Origin of the sequence: Pseudoduganella rivuli, from assembly GCF_009674485.1 — a bacterium.
In the GTDB taxonomy this organism is placed as follows: domain Bacteria; phylum Pseudomonadota; class Gammaproteobacteria; order Burkholderiales; family Burkholderiaceae_D; genus Rugamonas; species Rugamonas rivuli_B.
This window is the reverse complement of the sequence record NZ_WKJJ01000025.1, coordinates 37,240-55,000: the sequence shown is the minus strand read 5'-3', so window position 1 is coordinate 55,000 and position 17,761 is coordinate 37,240. Positions and strand designations below refer to the sequence as shown.

The 17,761-nt window shown below is 64.6% G+C and carries 16 protein-coding genes; 7 read left to right on the top strand and 9 right to left on the bottom strand.

Annotation, left to right across the window (positions count from 1 at the left end; genetic code table 11):
• The first annotated feature begins 33 nt into the window (after positions 1-33).
• Together GJ700_RS29800 and GJ700_RS29795 are read left to right on the top strand one after the other, a co-directional pair.
• Entirely contained in the window at positions 34-999 is a 966-nt protein-coding gene (locus tag GJ700_RS29800) for an EAL and HDOD domain-containing protein (protein ID WP_195764051.1), read from the top strand.
• On the top strand, positions 992-3,181 hold the full coding sequence (locus tag GJ700_RS29795; protein WP_154380904.1) for a putative bifunctional diguanylate cyclase/phosphodiesterase: 2,190 nt from the start codon (positions 992-994) through the stop codon (positions 3,179-3,181). Before GJ700_RS29800 ends, GJ700_RS29795 begins: the two co-directional genes overlap by 8 nt.
• Positions 3,182-3,191: 10 nt before the next feature.
• On the opposite strand, the gene GJ700_RS29790 is transcribed toward GJ700_RS29795, so the two are convergent.
• Positions 3,192-3,368, bottom strand: a complete 177-nt coding sequence (locus GJ700_RS29790; protein ID WP_154380902.1) for a hypothetical protein — start codon at positions 3,366-3,368, stop codon at positions 3,192-3,194.
• Positions 3,369-3,475: 107 nt separating this feature from the next.
• On the opposite strand from GJ700_RS29790, the gene GJ700_RS29785 reads away from it, so the two are divergent.
• Positions 3,476-3,856, top strand: a complete 381-nt coding sequence (locus GJ700_RS29785) for a glutaredoxin (protein WP_154380900.1) — start codon at positions 3,476-3,478, stop codon at positions 3,854-3,856.
• Here GJ700_RS29785 and GJ700_RS29780 read toward each other — a convergent pair whose 3' ends face one another.
• The gene (locus GJ700_RS29780) at positions 3,857-4,393 is read right to left on the bottom strand and encodes a DinB family protein (protein ID WP_154380898.1); all 537 of its coding nucleotides are present in this window, start codon (positions 4,391-4,393) and stop codon (positions 3,857-3,859) included.
• Positions 4,394-4,430: 37 nt separating this feature from the next.
• Positions 4,431-4,649 (bottom strand): DUF3820 family protein, encoded by a 219-nt coding sequence (locus GJ700_RS29775; RefSeq protein WP_154380896.1) that lies wholly within the window; start codon positions 4,647-4,649, stop codon positions 4,431-4,433.
• 102 nt (positions 4,650-4,751) lie between these two features.
• On the opposite strand from GJ700_RS29775, the gene GJ700_RS29770 reads away from it, so the two are divergent.
• Positions 4,752-5,954 carry an MFS transporter gene (locus tag GJ700_RS29770; RefSeq protein ID WP_154380894.1) on the top strand — a complete coding sequence of 401 codons (1,203 nt, stop codon included), beginning with the start codon at positions 4,752-4,754 and terminating at the stop codon, positions 5,952-5,954.
• Positions 5,955-5,985: 31 nt separating this feature from the next.
• Here GJ700_RS29770 and GJ700_RS29765 read toward each other — a convergent pair whose 3' ends face one another.
• Positions 5,986-6,516 (bottom strand): DUF5984 family protein, encoded by a 531-nt coding sequence (locus GJ700_RS29765; protein ID WP_154380893.1) that lies wholly within the window; start codon positions 6,514-6,516, stop codon positions 5,986-5,988.
• A gap of 329 nt (positions 6,517-6,845) precedes the next feature.
• Positions 6,846-8,048 (bottom strand): dGTP triphosphohydrolase, encoded by a 1,203-nt coding sequence (gene dgt / locus GJ700_RS29760; RefSeq protein ID WP_154380891.1) that lies wholly within the window; start codon positions 8,046-8,048, stop codon positions 6,846-6,848.
• A gap of 57 nt (positions 8,049-8,105) precedes the next feature.
• On the opposite strand from dgt, the gene GJ700_RS29755 reads away from it, so the two are divergent.
• Positions 8,106-9,605: a sodium:solute symporter gene (locus tag GJ700_RS29755; protein WP_154380889.1), complete on the top strand. Its 1,500-nt coding sequence runs from the start codon at positions 8,106-8,108 to the stop codon at positions 9,603-9,605.
• Between the two features lie 2 nt (positions 9,606-9,607).
• Complete coding sequence (gene sppA, locus GJ700_RS29750) at positions 9,608-11,467, top strand: signal peptide peptidase SppA (RefSeq protein ID WP_154380887.1); 1,860 nt, start codon at positions 9,608-9,610, stop codon at positions 11,465-11,467.
• Here sppA and GJ700_RS29745 read toward each other — a convergent pair.
• Positions 11,439-12,410 carry a LysR family transcriptional regulator gene (locus GJ700_RS29745; RefSeq protein WP_154380885.1) on the bottom strand — a complete coding sequence of 324 codons (972 nt, stop codon included), beginning with the start codon at positions 12,408-12,410 and terminating at the stop codon, positions 11,439-11,441. The two genes, sppA and GJ700_RS29745, sit on opposite strands and share 29 nt — an antisense overlap.
• A gap of 47 nt (positions 12,411-12,457) precedes the next feature.
• Here GJ700_RS29745 and GJ700_RS29740 point away from each other — a divergent pair, with 47 nt between their 5' ends.
• Entirely contained in the window at positions 12,458-12,946 is a 489-nt protein-coding gene (locus tag GJ700_RS29740) for a GNAT family N-acetyltransferase (protein ID WP_154380883.1), read from the top strand.
• A 65-nt stretch (positions 12,947-13,011) separates the two neighbouring features.
• Here GJ700_RS29740 and GJ700_RS29735 read toward each other — a convergent pair whose 3' ends face one another.
• From GJ700_RS29735 to GJ700_RS29725, 3 genes are all read right to left on the bottom strand, one after another.
• Positions 13,012-15,480 (bottom strand): FtsX-like permease family protein, encoded by a 2,469-nt coding sequence (locus GJ700_RS29735; RefSeq protein ID WP_154380882.1) that lies wholly within the window; start codon positions 15,478-15,480, stop codon positions 13,012-13,014.
• Positions 15,481-15,652: 172 nt separating this feature from the next.
• Entirely contained in the window at positions 15,653-16,993 is a 1,341-nt protein-coding gene (locus GJ700_RS29730) for a HAMP domain-containing sensor histidine kinase (protein ID WP_154380880.1), read from the bottom strand.
• 11 nt (positions 16,994-17,004) lie between these two features.
• On the bottom strand, positions 17,005-17,697 hold the full coding sequence (locus tag GJ700_RS29725) for a response regulator (protein ID WP_154380878.1): 693 nt from the start codon (positions 17,695-17,697) through the stop codon (positions 17,005-17,007).
• Positions 17,698-17,761: the final 64 nt, after the last annotated feature.

The window sequence follows — 17,761 nt, the reverse complement described above, 5'->3', positions numbered from 1 at the left end:
CATAATGAGACTACAACTGTTCCACCTTGCATCATGACCGTACCTGGCATCACCCCACCTGTCTTCCTCGAACACCTTGCCGACCGCAACGGCAAGCTGGCCGGCCTGTTGCTGGCCGCCGCCGCACCATCCGCGCAGCCCGATGACGAACTGACCACGCTGGCTGGCGCATTCCCCTGCTTTATTCCGGATGGTCTGGACGATGCACAGGCGTGGCTGGACGCTGGCTGGAAAGTGTTGCCGGAGGAGCAGGTGCAACGGGTCGATGGCGCCTTCGACAAGGGCGCGCTGGCGCCCAATGCGGCATGGCTGGCGGGCGACTGGCCGCTGGCGCCGCCGGCCAAGGCGGTGGGGGCGCAAGCCGCGTCGCGCGCGCTGGCGCTGCAACTGGTGCAACTGGTGTCGAACGACGCCGACACCCACGAAATCGAAGCGCTGCTGCGCCGCGATCCGACGCTGTCGTATCACTTGCTGAAGGTGGTCAATTCGCTGTCGATGGGTTCGGGCCGCAAGGTCGGCAGCTTTGCGCAGGCGATCCTGATCCTGGGCCGCCAGCAATTGCGCCGCTGGCTGAACCTGATGCTGTTTTCCGCGCGCGAAGGCGACGTGCGTTCGCCGATGCTGCTGGCGCGCGTGGCCGTGCGGGCACACGCGCTGGAAATGCTGGCGCGCGAAACCGGCATGGGCAAGCCGCAGCAGGAACAGGCGTTCATGGTCGGCATGTTTTCGCTGCTGGGCGTGCTGTTCGGCATGCCGCTGCCGGAAGTGCTGGCGCCATTGACGGTCAGCGATGCGGTGGCGCATGCGCTGCTGGACAAGGAAGGAGAACTGGGCGCCTTGCTGGCGCTGGTCGAAGCGGCCGAGCGGCGAGACTTTGCCGCCATCGCGGCGCGGTTGCCGGCGCTGCCGCTGGAGCCGGACGACTTCAACCGCATCGTCGGGGAATCGCACAGCTGGATGCTGAGCGTGGCCACCGACAGGGGATCGGCCCATGGTTGACAAGGCGATCGAGCGCTGCCTGGCACTGAGCCTCGCCGCCCGAACGCAACAGGGCGAAGCCCTGGCGGCCACGCTTGCCGAACTGGATGCGGCGCTGGCTGAAGTACAGTCCCGCTCCGGGGTTGGCGCCAACTTGCCGGCCGAGCCGGCGGCGCCGCCCGAAGCGATTTTGACGCTGGACCTGGCCGGGTACCTGACGTCATGGAATGCCGCAGCCGAAACGCTGTTTGGCTACACGGCCACCGAAGTATTGGGACAAAACATCCTGTTCCTGCATGCCGACGACGATGAAGACGACCACATCGCCGACCTGTTCATGGCCCAGGGCGACAACCCGGAGAACTCGGATAACCGGGTTACGGCGGAAGTGCGGCGCCGCCGCAAGAGCGGCGACGTGATCTGGGTCAAGCTGGCCATGCGGCTGTTGAAGGATGACGGCGGCGAACCGGTCGGCATGCACGTGGCCATGAAGCAGGTGCATGAACCGTTGTCCGAAGTGGACAAAGTCAGCCTGCACGCCCGCATCATCGAAGACAGCGACCAGGGCGTGCTGATCACCGATTCCAGCGAACGCATCGTCTCGATCAACAGCGCCTTCACCCGCATTACCGGCTACACGCCGGGCGAATCGCTGGGCCGCACGCCGGACTTGCTGCGTTCCGGCGTGCACGACGCGGAATTCCGCGCCAAGGTGCGCGCCGCGATGACGGGCGCCGGCCCGTGGCGCGGGGAGATCATCGGCCGCCGCAAGAATGGCGAACTGTTCCCGCAATCGGTCACCATCAGCGCCGTGCGCGACGAGGCCGGCAACATCAGTCACACGTTCTCGCTGTTTTCCGACATCAGCGTGCACAAGGATGCGGAAGCGCGCATGCAGCGCATGGCCAACTACGACACGCTGACGGGCTTGCCGAACCAGTGCCTGCTGTCGCAACTGATGGGGCAGGCGCTGACGGAAGCGCGCCGCAGCCACGAGCATGGCGCGCTGCTGTCGGTGGAAATCGGCCGCCTGGGCGCGATCAGCGATACGCTGGGCCATGACGTCGGCAATGAACTGTTGCAGGCCGTCGGCAAGCAATTCCGCGGCGTGCTGCGCGAAGGCGACATCCTGGCGCGGCTGGACGGCAACCGCTTCGCGGTCGCGCTGCTGCACATTGAAAAACGCGAACACGCGGCCATCGTCGCGCAAAAGCTGGCCAGTTCCGTGGCCGCGCCGATCGAACTGGCGCAGCACACGTTGCAAGTGCGCGTGCACACCGGCATTGCCGTCTATCCGGAAGATGGTTTCGATACGAACAGCCTGATCCGCCATGCGGATGTGGCGACGTCGAAAGCCGTGCAGGGGGAAGCGGAATTCCTGTTCTACAGTGAAGAAATGAACCAGCGCGCGAAAGAGCATTTGCGCATTGAAAGCGAATTGCGCAGCGCGCTGCACAACAATGAATTGCTGCTATATTACCAGCCCAAAGTCAGCCTGCGCAGCGGCCGTATCGTTGGTGCGGAAGCGCTGCTGCGCTGGAAGCACCCGGTGCGCGGCATGGTGTCGCCCGGCGTGTTCATTCCCGTGGCGGAAGAGACGGGCCTGATCCTGGAACTGGGCAACTGGGTGCTGGAAGAAGCGTGCCGCCAGGTGCGCGCGTGGCAGGACGAGAACCTGATCATGACGCCGATTGCCGTCAACCTGTCGGCGCGCCAGTTCGATGCGCGCCTGCCGGAGCGCATGGCGGACGTGATGCAGCGCCATGGCGTGCTGCCGGAACAGCTGATGCTGGAAATCACGGAAAGCTTGCTGGTGGGCGGCGCCGACAACGTCATCAGCATCATGAACGAACTGGTGGCCATGGGCCTGGCGCTGGCGCTGGATGATTTCGGTACCGGCTATTCCAGCCTGGCTTACCTGAAGAAATTCCCCATCAGTACACTGAAAATCGACCGCTCCTTCGTCATCGGCTTGCCGTACGAGGAAAACGATTGCGCGATTGCGCGGGCCATTGTCACGATGGCGCAGCAACTGCGGCAGGAAATTGTGGCCGAAGGGGTGGAAACCGCGGAACAGATGAGCTTCCTGCGGGAGCTGGGCTGCGACCAGTTACAGGGCTATTTCTTCAGCCCGCCCGTGCCGCCGGACGACTTTGCCCACATGCTGCGGGAAGGGAAGCGGCTGGCGTTCACTTCCCGCTGAAGATCGGGGATTACTGGACGGTGCGGCGCGCTTCGCGGCTGGCCGTGATCGGCGTGTCATACTCCGCTTTCATCATCTGGCTGGGCGTCGTGACTGCCTGCGCTTGCGCAGTGGTTGCAGCAGGTTGGGTGGCGCAGCCCGTCAGGGCAAGGCTTGCAAAGACAAGCAGGGCGAGTGTCGTTTTCATTGGATTTCCTCCACGGGTGATATGACACCATTCTAGCGTGGCATTGTGGAAATGTTGTCTCAAAAATGCCATCATCTTCCTAATTTAGTATCGGAGTTTGCAAAATAATGAGCCGCCCAGTCCTCGAGGAATCCCGCATCCACCCCGCCATCCGCGCGAAGATCAGCGGCAACCATGCCGATATCGTGCAGGAAGTGCAGGCCGCCGTCGCGGCCAACAAGATCGTCGTGGTCGGCATGGCCATGAATCCCTTCCCCCGCAAGGCGCGGGGCTTGCTGGACCGCCAGGGCGTGCAATACGCGTATCTCGAGTACGGCAGCTACTTGAGCCAGTGGCGCCGCCGCACGGCGCTGAAGATGTGGTCGGGCTGGCCGACGTTGCCGATGGTGTTCATCAACGGCACGTTGATCGGCGGCGCGCAGGATTTGCAGCGCCTGATCGACAGCGGTGAGTTCACGGCGCTGACGGCGCCCAAGATCGGCGGCTGATTACAGTGCGTCCGGTATCAGCACCAGCAAATCCGTAGCGCCGATATCCACGCCCGCCTGCGTCAGCAACGTCGACACCTGGCCCCGGTGGTGGGTCTGGTGGTTGAAGAAGTGCATCAGGACGCCGGACAACTGGCGGGAGTAGGGGATGCCCTTGGTGTTCGCGTAGTGCAGGGTGGACGCCAGTTCGGCGTCCGTGACGGTGTCGGCAAAGGCCGTGATGACGCCGTCGAGCCAGACGCGGTGCACCGTCATCGGCGCCAGGTCCGTGAACAGCATGGTGTCGAGCCGTTCCGGCAGCGGCAGTGACCGCACGGCTTCCAGCGCGGCAAATTGCGACGGGTGCGCGGCGAAGCGCTTGAGCCAGATGGTGTCGGCCACCAGCAGGTGGTTCAAGGTACCGAGGATGGAGCCGAAAAAGGCGCCGCGCTCGCGGGCCAGTTCTTCAGCGGGCAGCTTGCCGGCTGCCTCGTACACTTTCGCATTCATCCATGCGTTGTATTCGGCCATCTTGCGCACGTAGCTGGTGCCTGCCATGTCTGTCTCCACCATTAAAACTGCCATTGTAGGCCGCTCAGCGGCGCGGCGCGCGCAGCGGGTCCAGCAGGGCGCGCAGGTTGTTGTGGTCCAGCTCGTACATCAGGGCCAGCAGGCTGCCCAGCTGGCCCTTGGGAAAGCCTTCGCGGGCCATCCAGCCCAGGTAGTGGCCGGGCAGGTCGGCCAGCACGCGGTCTTTGTATTTGCCGTAGGGCATCTTGTAAGTCAGCAATTGCGCCAGCGCTTCTGCATTCATGATTGTTGATTTTCACTCAAATATATTCTGCCGAATGACGTATTTTTCGCAAAGACGATAGGCGCGATACTGCCGGGCATCCAACCTCGACAGGAGTTATTCATGCCTATTGCCTTGCTGGCGCTGACCATCAGCGCGTTTGCCATCGGGACCACCGAATTCGTTATCGTAGGGCTGCTGCCCACCATCGCCGCCGACCTGGGCGTCAACCTGCCATCGGCCGGGCTGCTGGTCAGCCTGTATGCGCTGGGCGTGGCCGTCGGCGCGCCGGTCTTGACCGCGCTGACGGGCCGCGTGCCGCGCAAGCAATTGCTGCTGGGGCTGATGGTGCTGTTCACCGCCGGCAACTTGCTGGCTTGGCTGGCGCCCGGTTACGGATCGCTGGTGGCCGCGCGCATTTTAACGGGGCTGGCGCACGGCGTGTTCTTTTCCATCGGTTCCACCATCGCCACGTCGCTGGTGCCGAAAGAAAAGGCGGCCAGCGCGATCGCCATCATGTTCACCGGCCTGACGGTGGCGCTGGTGACCGGTGTGCCGCTGGGGACGTTCATCGGCCAGCACCTGGGCTGGCGCGCCACCTTCCTTGCCGTGTCCGCGCTGGGCGTGCTGGCGTTCATCGGCAGCCTGCTGTTCGTCCCTTCCAATATTCGCCACAGCCCGCCCGCATCGCTGCTGCAACAGGTCAAGGTGCTGGGCCAGCCGCGCTTGCTGCTGGTGTATGCGATGACGGCGGCCGGTTACGGCGGTTCGTTCACGGCTTTTACGTATCTGGCGCCGATCCTGCAAAAACTGGCGGGCTTTGGCGACAATGCGGTGGGGCTGGTGATGCTGGTGTATGGCGTGTCGGTGGCCGTCGGCAATATCTGGGGCGGCAAGCTGGCGGACCGGCGCGGTCCGATCGGTGCGCTGAAGATCATCTTCGCGGGGCTGGCCGCCGTATTGCTGGTGCTGTCGTTCACGGCGCCGCATCCGGTGTTGGTGGTCGCAACCGTGCTGCTGTGGGGCGCTGTGGCGTTTGGTAATGTGGCGGGGTTGCAGGTGTATGTCGTGCAGCAGGCGGAGCATTACACGCCGCGTGCCGTGGATGTGGCGTCCGGCTTGAATATCGCGGCGTTCAATCTCGGGATTGCAGGCGGCGCGTGGGGCGGGGGCTTGATTGTCGAGCACCTGGGGCTGGTGCATACGGGGTGGATCGGGGCGCTGGTGGTGATGGGGGCGTATGGGTTGACGGCGTTTAGCGGGCGGCTTGATGTGCGGGATGGGGGACGGGTGGTGGCGGTGCGGCGGGTGGTGGGCGGGCATTGATCGGACAGGAGGCGAATGCGCTTACCTGGCATCAAGCAGTGGTATCGCCTGAAATCGTCATAATTGCACGCTGCACCTCATCCCACGAGGTGGTCACGGCATTCCCACTCGCGCGCTTGAAGGCCGAGTCAAGAAACCGGTTAAAGGACAATGCGTCCGCATACCCAGTTAGCCGCCAATATTCGTCTTCGTCAATCACATCGAATTGTTCGATGGACCATGAGGAAAGCTTGTTGCGCCACTTCTTCCCCGAATCGCCCGAGAGATACTGGACCAGCGCCGGTGGCACGGGCTCCATGACCGAAGGGAGCATGTCGAGGATATCTTCAAGCAGGCGGGCAATCTGGTAATCGCAGTAGCGCCGCGCGCCGGCGCTGCGTGCGTGTTCGCTATATTCGAAAAGCGAGGCCTCTCCGGCACTTATCCAATATTGGCCATCCGTTAAGCCAAACCAGGAGAGGCCGAGATTGTCTGGCTCCCCCCATGGCGCCACATTTTGAAGGGGAGTCAATTCGAAATTAATCAGCATGGGAAGCAAGTAGGTATGAAAAGCGTTCGGCAAGCATGCTCACAGGCTGCTCCACGAAAGGCCGGTATGCTTGCTGAACGCTTCCAGCAAGTCCACCGGCATGAAAATCGTGCGGTTAATGTGGGGCATGGCGGTCTCCTCGAAAAAGCCGGTTTTGCTAACGGCTGCTACCTCACACGAAGCAGCGCGGTTCAGCGATAACACGTACTAATTCTTGGACCGCTGTCACACGGTTTAGTTCCCCGCTTTTTGATGGCAGATTCAATCAGAACGGGAAAGCGGCAGGTAGCAAGGGATAGCGTAAATTAGTAAATCCGGAAAACGGGAAGGGCGCCTCCGTCGCCGGCAACCGCACTGCCGCGTCAGTAAATCGCCTCCAGGCTGCGTGGCCCGAAGTACTTCTCGTACTCCTGCGCCGCCGACGTATCCATCATCCCCGCAATGTAATCGATCACCAGCCGCTCGCGGCTGTCCTTCAGGCTGCGCAGTTCCGGCGGCAGCAAGATGTTGTCGCGGTTGTAGTGGCGGTCCGTCAGCACTTCGAACAGGCCGCGGATGATTTTCTCGCCCCGCTTTTCATACAACTGCACATCCTTCTTGCGCAGGATGGCCCGCCACAGCAAGCTTTTCAGGCCCTTGGCCAGCAACAGCTTGGAGCTGTACCCCAGCTGCCCGTCGACCACCGCGATATCGCGGCACAGTTCGTAGACGATCTGCGACGTCAGTTCCTTGCGCAGCACGATCGAATATTCTTCCGACGATGCATGCTGTTCGCACTTCAGCGCTTCGCTGTGCGCGAAATCCGCGATGCGGGAAAACTGGTCATAGGCGCCGCTGTAGTCGGGGCTGATCTTGAATTCATGGGCGATTTCCCCCACGGTGATGATGCCGAACGACAGCGCGTCTTCCACGTCGTGCGCCGCGTACGCGATTTCATCGGATAAATCCATGATTTGCGCATCGATGCTTTTCGTGACGGTGATGCCGTGCTTCGCCAGTTCGCCGGACAGGAACGCGTAATCGTCGTCGTACAGGAATTTCTTCGGGTTTTCCGCCCGCGTGTGGAAATACTTGGTGATGCCGAACAGCGTGCGCACCGTCAGGTTCAGGCCCGGATAGCCGTAGTGGCGTTTTTCCAGCGTGCGCAAGATACGGAACGCCTGTGCATTGCCTTCGAAGCCACCGGCGTCCGCGCACAGGCTGTCGAGGATTTTTTCGCCATAGTGGCCGAACGGCGGATTGCCGATGTCGTGCGCCAGCGAGCAGGTTTCCGTCACGACGCTGCGCTCCAGCCCCAGTTCGGCGGCGATCGAACGGGCGATTTGCGCCACTTCCAGGCTGTGCGTCAGCCGGTTGCGGTTGAAGCGATTGGCGTCCACGCCGAGCAGTTGCATCTTGCCCTGCAGGCGGCGGAACGATGCCGCGTACAGCACGCGCGCATAATCGCGCATGCCGTCTTCGCGGGCTTCGCTGCGGCCGTCATGCTGGGCGTGTGCGCGGTATTCGAGGGGGCGGATCAGGGTTTCCTGTTGCCGGGCGTAGGCGATGGTGTCTTGTGAGTACATGGCGCTATTTTAAGGCAGTGATATATTGCGCCCCAGTGTTTTCTGTAATGGAATTGTATGTCTCCCGCTTCCCTGTTTGCCGTCGTCCTCGCGTATTTCGCCCTGCTGCTGGGTGTCGCCTGGCGGACGTCGCGCAACGCCACCAACGACAGTTTTTTTATCGGCAACAAGAACAGCAACTGGCTGCTGGTGGCGTTCGGCATGGTGGGCACCACCTTGTCCGGCGTGACCTTCATCAGCGTGCCGGGCGCCGTGGGCCGCGACGGCTTCGGCTACCTGCAAATCATGCTGGGCTATGTGCTCGGTTACGTCACGGTGGCCTTTGTGCTGTTGCCGCTGTATTACCGGCTCAAGCTGACGTCGATTTACCACTACCTGGACGTGCGGCTGGGACGGCGCTCGTACCAGAGCGGCGCCGCCTTCTTCATCCTGTCGCGCACGCTGGGCGCCAGCGCGCGGCTATACCTGGTGGTCAATATCCTGCAAGCGACCTTGCTGGACAGCCTCGGCGTGCCATTCTGGGCCACGGCGCTGGTGATCCTGGCCATGATCCTGCTGTACACCTACGACGGCGGCGTGAAAACCATCGTCTGGACCGATACCCTGCAAACGGCGGGCATGCTGGCAGGATTGGTGGCTTGCGCCGCGTTCCTGCTGCATGCGCAGGACCTCGACGTGGCGGGGGCGCTTGCGCGCATGGACGGGCAGGGCCTGTCGCGCGTGTTGACACTGGATGTGCACAGCCCCGCGTATTTCTGGAAACAGGTGGTGGCCGGCATGTTCATCACGATCGCCATGACGGGCATGGATCAGGAAATGATGCAAAAGAACATTTCCGTGCGCACCCTGGCCGATGCGCAAAAAAACATGGTGCTGCTGACGGTGATTTTGACGGCGGTGCTGGCGCTGTTCCTGTTCCTCGGCGGCTTGCTGCACCTGTATGCGCCGGTGGCGGGCGTGGCCGCGAAGGGCGACCAGCTGTTCCCGGCGATTGTCATGGGCCATCTGCCGGCCGCGCTGCAACTGGTGTTTTTCATTGCGCTGATATCGGCCCTTTTCCCCAGCGCCGATGGCGCGATCACCGCGCTGACGTCGTCCGTGTGCATCGACTTGCTGGGCATTGCGCGCCGGAATGACTTGTCCGAAGCGCAGCGGGTCCGGCTGCGGCGGCGCGTGCACCTGGCTTTCTGTGCGCTGTTCCTGGCCCTGGTGATGGTATTTAAATGGATAGCCAGCCCCAGCATGATCGGTGTGATCCTGAAGCTGGCTGGTTACACGTATGGACCGCTGCTGGGCCTGTTCGCGTTCGGCATCCTGACGCGGCGCACCGTCGATGACCGCATGGTGCCGCTGGTGGTGCTGGCCGGGCCGGCGCTGTGCTGGCTGATCGACCTGTGGCAGGGCGCGCTGTTCGGCTCGTACCGGATCGGCCTGGAGCTGCTGGTGGTCAATGGATTGCTGGTGATGGGCGGGTTGTTTTTGATCTCCCGTCCCAGTGGCAAATCGGCCCCGTATCCGTTAAAGTGTTGCCAGAAATTAAATTTCAACAAGGAGTAACGATGTCACGATCCATCTTTTCCTATGTGCGCTCGGGCTTCGGCTTTGCCTGGCGCGCACTGGATGCGGGCCGCAGGGCCATTCTCAATTTACTGTTCCTGATCGTGCTGCTGGCGCTGGCGTGGGGCATCTTCTTTGGCGGCATCAAGCCGCTGGGAGAAAAAACCACCTTGGTGCTCGAATTGAAGGGCGACCTGGTGGAACAGTCGGCCAGCGGCGTGCGCGATGCCGTCAAGGCCAACCTGACGGGCGGGGAAACCCATCGCACCGTGGTGCTGCGCGACGTGCTGAACGTGCTGGACGCCGCCGCCAAGGACCCGAATGTCGGCAGCGCCTTGCTGTTGCTCGATGAAATGGAAGGCGGCGGCCAGGCCAGCCTGCGCGAAGTGGCGCGCGCGGTCGAGCGCTTCAAGGCGTCCGGCAAGAAGGTCGTCGCCTGGGGGAACAACTTCAGCCAGCGCCAGTACCTGGTGGCCGCGCATGCCAGCGAAGTGTACGTGCATCCGATGGGCGGCGTGTTGCTGGAAGGCTTTGGCCGCCACCGCAATTACTACCGCGACGCGCTGGACAAGGTCGGCATCACCGTCAACCTGATGAAGGTCGGCACCTACAAGAGCTTTGCCGAACCGTATATCGCCAATGGCCCGTCGCCTGCCGCGCAGGAAGCCGAGGCGTACCTGCAAAACGCGCTGTGGGCCAGCTACACGGACGAAGTGGAAAAAGCCCGCAAGCTGCCGCAGGGCCAGATCATGAAAATCATCGACGACTTGCCGGCGCTGTTTGAAAAGGCGGGCGGCGACCTCGGTAAATTCTCGCAGGAATCCAAGTTTGTCGACGGGCTGAAAACCCGCGATGAAATCCGCCAGATGATGATCGACCGCGGCGCCCGCGATGCGCAGGGCAAATCGTTCCGCCAGGTCGGCTTCGACGAATACGCGGCCCGTGTGCGTCCGAAACTCATGGGCGATGCGGTTGGCGTGGTGATGGCGGTCGGTGAAATCACCGACGGCACGGCGCCACCGGGCCAGATCGGCGGCATTTCGACCTCGAACCTGATCCGCGCGGCGCGCGAAGACAAGAACATCAAGGCCGTCGTGCTGCGTGTTGATTCGCCTGGCGGCAGCGCGTTCGCGTCGGAACTGATCCGCCGTGAGCTGGAACTGACCCGCGCTGCGGGCAAGCCGGTGATCGTATCGATGGGTAACGTGGCGGCATCGGGCGGCTACTGGATTTCCATGTCGGCCGACGAAGTGATCGCGGAACCGAACACCGTGACGGGCTCGATCGGCGTGTTCGCCCTGATGCCGACGGCGGACAAGGTCATCGACAAGCTGGGCATCCATACGGGCGGCGTGACCACCACGTGGCTGGCCGGCGCCGGCAACCCGCTGCGTCCGATGGACCCGCGTTTCCGCCAGTTGATCCAGACCAGCGTCAACCACATCTACAGCGATTTCACGACCCGCGCGGCGGCCGCGCGCAAGACCACGCCGGAGAAGATCGACGAAGTGGCGCAGGGCCGCGTCTGGACCGGTACGCAGGCGAAAGAGCGCGGCCTGGTGGACCGCCTGGGCAGCTATGGCGATGCGCTGAAAACCGCGGCGGAGCGCGCGAAACTGGGCCCGGATCACCGCGTGGTCTACATCGAGCGCGAAGTGTCGAAGTTCGACAAGCTGCTGGAACTGTTTGGCGGATCGGTGGCGCAGGCTTTCGCGCCGTTCGTGAAGGCGTCGATTGCGCCGACCGGCTTGCCCATGGGCGCCGCGGCGGAAACCGCGAAGGAATTGAACTGGCTGAACGACGTGGCGGCCCAGCGCAAACCATTCGCCGCCATTACGCACTGCCTGTGCGAGTCGCCCTGAGCGTCATCAGCAGGTTCTTCATCCATGAATGGGCGGCGGTCCGGCTGTGCCGGACGTGCCCATACACCTTGACGGTGTAGCGGGGAATGGCGAACGGCGCATCAAAGATGTTGATGGCCGCCGCTTCCCGCAGCGCCAGCGCCGCCTGGCGCGGCACCGTCATCACCAGTTCCGAGCCGCCGATCACGAACGGCGCCGCCAGCACGGACGGCAGATACAGCGCCACGTCGCGCCGGTGTCCCATCTTTTCCAGCACCTTGTCGATATAGCCGGACGATTCGTTCCACGGTGTGACCACGGCATGGCGCGCGGCCAGGTATTGCTGCAGCGTGATGGCGCCCCGGATGGCGGGATGGCCGTTCGCCGCGATCACCACGTAATCGTCCACCAGCCAGTCGAAGCTTTCGATGCCGGGCGCCGGCGCGATCGGGTCTTCCTCATAGCCGATGCCGAAGTCGATGCGGCCCGCCGCCAGCTCGTCGCTGGACGCGCGGCCGCTTGAATAGATGACCTTGCAGCGCAGCCGGGGCGCGGCCTGCTGCAAGCGCTTCAGCAGTGGCGGCAGCACGGCAAAGGCCGTGTAATCGGTGGCGGCCAGCACAAACGTACGCTCGCTGGTGGCGGGATCGAAGCCCCGCGCTTCGCCCAGGCCCTGCGTCAAGGCTTCCAGCGCCGCCGCCACCGGCGCGGCCAGCGCTTCCGCGTACGCGGTCGGTTGCATCGCGTTGCCGATGCGGACGAACAATTCATCGGCCAACGCTTCGCGCAGGCGCGACAGCGCGTGGCTCAGGGCCGAAGGGCTCATCGCGAGTTCATTGGCGGCGGCCGTCACGGAGCGGTGGCGCAGCAGCGCGTCAAACACGGGCAGCAGGTTCAAGTCGAGGCGGCGCAGGATGGAATGCATGGTGTTCAATTCTTTGTGAAATAAATGCACTTCATGCATTCTAATGGCTGGCGTAGCATGGCGCTTTTCCTTTGCCGAGATTTGCCATGACCATCCACATCCGTCCCGCCACCGTCGCCGACGCAGAACTGATCCTGCGCTTCATCGTCGAACTGGCTGTCTATGAAAAAGCCGGCGACCAGGTGGCTGCCACCGCCGACACGATTGCCGCCAGCCTGTTCGGCCCCGGCACGCCGGCCCGCGCGCTGATTTGCGAAGCGGACGGCGAGCCGGTGGGGTTTGCCGTGTATTTCTTCAATTATTCGACGTGGCAGGCGAAGAAAGGCTTGTACCTGGAGGATTTGTACGTGTCGCCGTCCAGCCGCGGCCGGGGCGCGGGCAAGGCGCTGCTGCGCCACCTGGCCGCGCTGGCCGTGGAAGAGGGCTGCGGGCGTTTCGAATGGAGCGTGCTGGACTGGAACCAGCCCGCGATCGACTTTTACCTGTCGATCGGCGCGTTGCCGCAGGACGAGTGGGTGCGCTACCGCATGCACGGCGCCGCGTTGCGCGATTTCGCGGCGGGCCAGGCCGCATAACCGATACGCTGCTTTCCGCGCAGCGGAAGCCGCCATGCATGCGCCGCCGATAGCGCACGCATGGTTCAGCTTCCCAGTACCGCAGCCGGTTGTAGCCGGACTGCCCGCCACGTATGCCGCGCCCCCGCGACACCGGTGGTGACCACCCCCAGCACCAGCGCGCAAACCAGCGGCCACCACCCCATCGGCGCGCGCTCCACATAGCCCGATAGGTAGCGCTCGATCGCGACCGCCGCCAGCGGCAAGCCCGCCACGGCGGGAATCGCCCCCAGCGCGGCCAGTTCCCGCGCCACCAGCCTGCCGATATCGCGCCCCCGCGCCCCATGCAGTTTGCGGATCGCGATTTCCCTGGTGCGGCGGCTGATGGCGTCCGCCGCCAGCACGTAGGCGCCGCTGGCCGCCAGCATCAGCGCAATTGCCGTGGCCATGGCCAACAGGCCCGCCAGCCGCAGTTCGTCGGCATAACCGGAGGCGTAGATATCCTGCGCGCCGCGCACGTCCAGCGGCGCGTCCGGGAAATAGCGCTGCCATGCCGTGCGGATGGCCTGTTCCGCCGCGGCGGGGGCGGCGGCCGCGCGCACCGTCAATACGGAACCGGCGGTCCACAATTCATAGGCGACGGGGCCGGGCGTAACCTTCATGGACTGGAAGCGCACTTCCGGCGCCACGCCGACGATGCGCTTGGCTATCCACTGCTTGCCCTTACGGAATTGCACGACTTGTCCGATCGCCTGGTCCGCATGGGCAAAACCCAGCAGGCGCGCGGCCAGTTGATTGACGACCAGCGGTTCCACATCGTCTTCGCGGTCCGTGCGGGAAGAAAACAGCCTGCCCGTGACGGGGGCAATGCCATACACGGTAAAGAACTCCGAGCTGACGGACTTGATGTCGGTGGCCACTTCCGCGCCGCCGACGCTGCGCAACCCCGTATGCCACGGGTCGCGGGCGGCGCCCACCGGGTCGGTGGAAATCGCCACGCCGGCAACAGCGGCATCCCGCGTCAATGCCTGCAGCAAGCCGCGCGCGGGCGCGCTGATCTTCGGGTTGTGCTGCTCCGGCAATTCCAGCACCAGCAGCGGGCGGGGATCGAAACCCGGCGACGCGTGAATGGCATGGCGGGTTTGCCAGCCGACGGCAATCGCATAGCTGGCCAGCGCCAGCGCGGCAGCCACCTGCAGCATTGCCAATGCCTTGCGCAAGCGCGCGCCGCCCGGCGCTTCGGCATCCGGCCGTCCCGCCAGCGCGTGCGCGGGACGCACGCGGAACGCCGTCCACGCGGGATAGGCGGCCGTCACCAGTCCCAGCCCGACGCCGGCCAGCAGCGCCGCCGCCACGTTCTGCGCCGACAGCAGGGTGGACAAATCCCGGTTCATGGCCGCGCCGAACAGGGGCAGCGCCAGCCAGGCCAGCAGCAATCCCAGCAAGGTGGCCAGCAGCGACACGGCCAGCGCCTCGGCCGTGAATTGCAGCGCCAGCCGTCCCAGCCCCGCGCCGAGCACCTTGCGCAAGCCGATTTCGCGGCGGCGCCGGATCACGCGGATGGTGGCCAGGTTGGCGTAATTGACAGCCGCCAGCGCCAGTACCAGCACGCCCACCACGGCCAGGCCGCCGGCGACGGCCCGGTCACCCCGTTCGATACGCATGGAAAAGAAGTTGACGGCCACGTCGTGGTCGAAATACGCGTCCGTCAATGGCGCGAGCTGCACTTCCATGGCCTTGCGCGACCCCAGCGCGGTGCGCGCATTGGCCGCCACCGCTTGCGCGAACGGCATGCGGTCCAGCGCCTGTTGCAGCCCGGCCGCCACGCCGGCAGGCGATGCGCCCGGCGCCAGCTTCACCAGCACATAGCCCCACCAGCCTTGTTCGCCTGTCAGCGCTTCCTGCCGCGCGTCGGGCGGCACGATGGCGGAAGCCATGCCATGCAGCGCTTCAAACGGTATCGTGGAATTGGCGGGCGGCGTGCGCACGACGGCGGCGATGCGCAGCGCGGCCCGGTGCTCGTGCACGGTGGCGGCCGCCACGGTCCGGTTCAGGACATCGGCCGTGCCGAACAGCCGCAGCGCCGCCGCTTCCGTCAGCACCAGCCCGTCGGGCCGCGCCAGCGCTTCGGCCACGTCGCCGTGGATGGCCTGTACGCCCGTCATGCGTTCAAAACCCGGCGTCACGGCCAGTGCTGCGACTTTATATGGACGGCTGTTCTCCGTGAGGGTCAGTGGGACCCACGTCACATAGGCTGCCGCCTGTTCGACACCGGCAAGCTGTCGCGCCGCGCCATACAGCATGGTGGGCGCCTGGTCATAACTGGGCGCGAGCGGGTCCGCGTTATGGCGCTGCTTGACGACATACACGCGCGCCGCATCGGGCACGTGCGCGTTGTATTGCCACGAATAGCGCACAAAACCCAGCAACAGCAGGCAGGCGGCCAGGCCGATGCCCAGGCCCGCAATGGCCGTCATCGCATAGGCGGGTTCGCGCGCCAGCAGGCGCAGGCCGACGCGGAAGTCCTGGACAAGGCTGGTCAACGTTCGTTTCATGATAATTGCGGTGGTGGTGAAGGATACCAGCGCAATCGCAAGAGGTGTGCCACACCGAAAACTGCATGCAGCGGAGCCGTGAAGCGCAACAAAGTGTCCGCCGCCGGACGGTGCGCCGGGCGCACTGTCCGGAAGCGGACAGCCGGTGCGGCAGGATTGCCGGCGTTGGCGGTCAAGCCAGCGGCAAGGTCACGACAAAGCGGCTGGTCCCGCCCCGGACCTGTTCGCAGCGCACGTCGCCGCCGTGGCGGCGCGCGATTTGCCGCACCAGCGCCAGGCCCAGTCCCGTGCCCGTGCTGTCCTGCACGTTGCCGCTGCGGTAAAACGGTTCGAAAATACGGTCCTGGTCGGCGGGCGGCACACCGGGGCCGGCATCCTGCACCGTGACTTCGGCCTGGTTGCCCGCGCAGCGCACGAACATGCGGGTGGGCGGCGCGCCGTGGCGGCGCGCGTTTTCCAGCAAGTTGCGCAACAGGCGGCGCAGCAGGCGCGCTTCGCCGTTCAGCACGGCCGATTCGCCTTCCAGTTCCGCTTCGTCGTAGCGCGCGCATTCCTCCGCCGCCAGCGCCAGCAAGTCCAGTTGCTCCACTTCCGAATGAGCGCCGTCCTTGTCGCGCGCCACGTCGGCCATGTCGAGCCGGCTGGCCAGCAGGATTTCATCGATCAACTGGTCCAGTTCCGCGATATCCTGCTCCAGGCCCGCGCGGCGTTTGTCCTCGAAATTCTCTTTCGACAGTTCCAGTGCGAGCCGGATCCGCGCCAGCGGCGTGCGCAATTCGTGCGACGCGTTGGCCAGCAAGGTCTTGTGCGCGCCCAGCAGCGCTTCGATCTGGTCGGCGGAGCGGTTGAAGCTGGCCGCCAGCCGCGCCACTTCATCGTTGCCTTCCACCTTTACCCGGGCCGACAGCTGGCCCGCGCCCAGCGATTCCACGCCGTGCTGCAAGCGCTCCAGGCGGCGCGTCAAGCGGCGCACCACCGGATAGGCGCCGATGGCGATGATGACGGCCAGCGCGATCAGCATGTAGTGCAGGCGGTAGCGGGGCGGCATGGGGCGCAGCGGCGTGGACGACACCACCAGGCGGCCATCGTCGAGCCGCATGAAGAAGCGGCGCGGGCGCAGGTTGCCATCGTCGTCACGCTCGACGAAGCGCGCCATCATGCGCTCGTGTTCCGCCACGGCCGATGCGGGGCCGTGTTCGATCATCATGCGCCGCTCGCGCCACATGCCGCGCGTGGGGCGGGGCAGCGGTTCGCCCACGTAGGCGAGGCGCTCGCCATCGCGGCTGTACAGCGTGATGTCCGCCTTGATGTCCTGGGTCAGCCGCGTCAGCGCCGCCTGCTGCTCGGCAGGGGATGTACTGGCCGGCGGCAGCGTGTTACGCAGCAGGACGCCCAGCGCGCGGTCCGACGCTTCGAACGGGCCGGCGTAATGCCACAGCAGCGCGGCCGCCGCCGTGAACAGCGCCAGGCTGGCCAGCAGCGCGATATAAAACCTGAAATACAGCCGTGGCATCGCGTACTCCGTCAATCCTGGTCCTTGGCGAACACGTAGCCGGCGCCGCGCACCGTGATGATGCGGCGGGGATGTTTCGGATCGTCTTCGATGGCGGCGCGCAGGCGCGACATGTGGACGTCGATGGAACGGTCGAATACTTCGCTCTGGCTGCCGGACGTGGCGTCCATCAGCGCTTCGCGCGACATCACACGTCCGGCGTTGCGGGCCAGCAGCAACAGCAGGTCGAACTGGCAGGCCGTCAGTTCGCACTGTTTGCCGTCCAGCCGCGCGGCATAGGCAATGGGTTCGATTTCCAGGCGGCCGTAGCGCAGCACTTCCTTCGATACGCGCTGCGGCTCGCCGCCCCGGCGCAGCACGGCGCGCAGCCGCGCCAGCAATTCGCGCGGCTCGAACGGCTTGGGCAGGTAATCGTCGGCGCCCAGTTCCAGGCCGATGATGCGGTCGATGGCGTCGCCGCGCGCCGTCAGCATCAGCACTGGCACGGTGGACGAGGCGCGCAGCTGGCGGCAGATTTCCAGGCCATCCATGTCGGGCAACATCAGGTCGAGGATGACGGCGTCCGCCCGGTTGTCCGCCAGCCAGGCCAGCGCCGGCTTGCCCCGCATGTGCGTGGTGACCGTGTAGCCGGATTTGGCCAGGTACTCCGACAGCATGTCGCACAGCCGCGGATCGTCTTCAATGATCAGGATATGTTCGCTCATGGTCGGTATTGTACGGACCGAGGGTGTCCGGCTGATAGGGATTTGTAGCGCCTTTGTATCAAAC

Excerpts from the sequence above, each read along its gene's own strand:
- GJ700_RS29790 (WP_154380902.1), bottom strand. The coding sequence starts at position 3,368 with ATGAAAACGACACTCGCCCTGCTTGTCTTTGCAAGCCTTGCCCTGACG.
- GJ700_RS29775 (WP_154380896.1), bottom strand. The coding sequence starts at position 4,649 with ATGAATGCAGAAGCGCTGGCGCAATTGCTGACTTACAAGATGCCCTAC.
- GJ700_RS29780 (WP_154380898.1), bottom strand. The coding sequence starts at position 4,393 with ATGGCAGGCACCAGCTACGTGCGCAAGATGGCCGAATACAACGCATGG.
- GJ700_RS29795 (WP_154380904.1), top strand. The coding sequence starts at position 992 with ATGGTTGACAAGGCGATCGAGCGCTGCCTGGCACTGAGCCTCGCCGCC.
- GJ700_RS29735 (WP_154380882.1), bottom strand. The coding sequence starts at position 15,480 with ATGAAACGAACGTTGACCAGCCTTGTCCAGGACTTCCGCGTCGGCCTG.
- GJ700_RS29740 (WP_154380883.1), top strand. The coding sequence starts at position 12,458 with ATGACCATCCACATCCGTCCCGCCACCGTCGCCGACGCAGAACTGATC.
- GJ700_RS29725 (WP_154380878.1), bottom strand. The coding sequence starts at position 17,697 with ATGAGCGAACATATCCTGATCATTGAAGACGATCCGCGGCTGTGCGAC.
- GJ700_RS29770 (WP_154380894.1), top strand. The coding sequence starts at position 4,752 with ATGCCTATTGCCTTGCTGGCGCTGACCATCAGCGCGTTTGCCATCGGG.
- GJ700_RS29730 (WP_154380880.1), bottom strand. The coding sequence starts at position 16,993 with ATGCCACGGCTGTATTTCAGGTTTTATATCGCGCTGCTGGCCAGCCTG.
- dgt (WP_154380891.1), bottom strand. The coding sequence starts at position 8,048 with ATGTACTCACAAGACACCATCGCCTACGCCCGGCAACAGGAAACCCTG.
- GJ700_RS29785 (WP_154380900.1), top strand. The coding sequence starts at position 3,476 with ATGAGCCGCCCAGTCCTCGAGGAATCCCGCATCCACCCCGCCATCCGC.
- GJ700_RS29800 (WP_195764051.1), top strand. The coding sequence starts at position 34 with ATGACCGTACCTGGCATCACCCCACCTGTCTTCCTCGAACACCTTGCC.
- sppA (WP_154380887.1), top strand. The coding sequence starts at position 9,608 with ATGTCACGATCCATCTTTTCCTATGTGCGCTCGGGCTTCGGCTTTGCC.
- GJ700_RS29755 (WP_154380889.1), top strand. The coding sequence starts at position 8,106 with ATGTCTCCCGCTTCCCTGTTTGCCGTCGTCCTCGCGTATTTCGCCCTG.
- GJ700_RS29745 (WP_154380885.1), bottom strand. The coding sequence starts at position 12,410 with ATGCATGAAGTGCATTTATTTCACAAAGAATTGAACACCATGCATTCC.